Source organism: Rubrivirga sp., assembly GCF_049648075.1.
Lineage (GTDB): Bacteria > Bacteroidota > Rhodothermia > Rhodothermales > Rubricoccaceae > Rubrivirga.
On the sequence record NZ_JBARYR010000630.1, the window covers coordinates 1 to 2076 of the forward strand.

Here is a 2076-nt window from a genome sequence, read left to right on the forward strand (position 1 = left end):
GACATCGAGCACGTCTGGCGTCGATACCGACGACGACTCGGACGAGGAGTCGCGCCCGCGCCGCCGCCGCCGTCGAGGGCGGGGCCGCCGCCGCAAGAGCTCGGGCGACGCCGACGCGAGCTCGGACGACGACTCGTCCCCAGAGGAGCCGTCCTCGAGGGCGGACGACAACGACTCGGAGCCCGTCGAGGACGAGAAGCCCAAGAGCCGCCGCCGGACCAAGAAGAAGGACGAGGCGCCCGAGTCGGAGGCCTCGGCCGACGAGGACGAGAAGGGCGGCCGCCGTCGCGCGCTGCCGTCCACGCTCGACCTGACCTCGAGCGCACAGCGCCCCAAGCGGTCCCGCTCCAGCGACGACGACTCCGACGGGGACGACTCTCGCCGTCGCTCGCGTCGAGGACGGAAGACGTCGGAGCCGACCGACACCGACGCGTCCAGCGACGATTCGTCCGCCGACGACGCGTCCGACGACAAGGACTCCGGCCGCGGCCGGTCCCGCCGAGGGCGAGGACGTGGGGAGTCGGCCTCGAGGTCGGACGACGCGCAGGAGTCGGGCGTCGACGAGAGCTCGCCGCGAGGAAACCGGTCGCCGCGCAACTCGGGCCGCTCCAACGATTCCGACGACTCGTCCTCGAGGGACGACGATGACAAGGAGACGCGGTCCCGTCGAGGACGGGGCGGTCGCGACCGCTCGGAGGACCGTGGCGGACGTGGCCGGAGCTCGTCGCGCGACGACTCGGACAGCAAGAAGGAGAGCGGCCGCGGGCGTGGCCGTGACAGCGGCCGTGGGGGCCGCGGTCGGGACGGTGGCCGGGGCCGAGGCTCGTCCTCGAACTCGGGCAAGATCCCGCCGGCGGACCAGCTCCTGAAGCGAGACACCAAGGTGATCGTCAAGATCACCAAAGAGGCCATCTCCACGAAGGGGCCGCGCGTCTCGACCGACCTGTCGCTCGCCGGCCGGTTCCTGGTCTTGGTGCCCGCGGCGGACTACGTGGCCGTCTCCAAGAAGATCGAGAGCGCCAAGGAGCGCAAGCGCCTGCGGACCTTAGCGACGAGCCTCAAGCCCGACAACTTCGGCGTCATCGTGCGGACCGTCGCCGACGGCCGCGACGCCAAGAGCTTGGACACCGACCTGCGCCTGCTCGTCGACCGGTGGCGCAAGATCCAGACCAAGCTCGACCAGAACCCCGAGCCGCCCGTCCTCCTGTACGAGGACGTCAACATGGTGAGCTCGATCATTCGCGACCTGTTCTCGGAGGACTTCGACCGCATCCTGGTCGACGACGAGAAGGTGTTTCGCCAGCTCAAGGCCTACATCAAGGCCGTCGCGCCGGGCATGGTCGACAAGGTCGAGATGCACAAGGGGCGCCAGTCGGCGTTCCGGTCGGTCGGCATCGAGAAGCAGGTCGAAGAGGCCTTCTCGAAGCGCGTCAACATGAAGGGCGGCGGCTACCTCTACATCGAGACGACCGAGGCGATGCACGTCGTCGACGTGAACTCGGGCCGCGCCGGTCGGGGCAAGAGCCAGAAGCAGAACCTGATCGACGTCAACGTGGCAGCTGCCAAGGAGATCGCGAAGCAGCTCCGCTTGCGGGACCTGGGCGGAATCATCGTGGTCGACTTTATCGACCTCCGCTACGACCGCGACCGCCGCAAGGTGACCGACGCGCTCAAGGAGGTCTTCAAGAAGGACCGCGCCGTGACCAAGCTGCTGCCGATGTCGGACTTCGGCCTGGTCCAGATCACGCGTCAGCGCCTGCGTCCGTCGATCACGGCCCAAGCGACCGACGACAACGGCGATCCGCTGGACGCCGCGGAGGCCGCCGCCGCCGCCGGGGCCGGTGAGCTCAAGCGCACCAGCGCGCCCGCTCGTGAGCTCGAAGCCGAACCCGAGGCTGAGGAGCTGGCACCGCGCCGCCGTCGCGAGCCGACGCCGAGCCCGACGCTCACGGCCGAGGAGTCGACGCCGCAGGCGTTGGCAGCCCGCGTTCGAGAGTGGCTCGACCACTATCGCAACACGGTCGACGACAAGTTCAAGGGCCGGCCCATCGTGGTCCGCGTCCACCCGTTGTTCGG

The 2076-nt window shown here is 69.6% G+C and carries 1 protein-coding gene; it reads left to right on the forward strand.

Going from position 1 to position 2076, the window contains the following annotated elements:
- Nucleotides 1–2076, forward strand: a 2076-nt coding sequence (locus WBA11_RS17165; protein ID WP_424521865.1) for an Rne/Rng family ribonuclease, incomplete at both ends; no start/stop codon positions are given.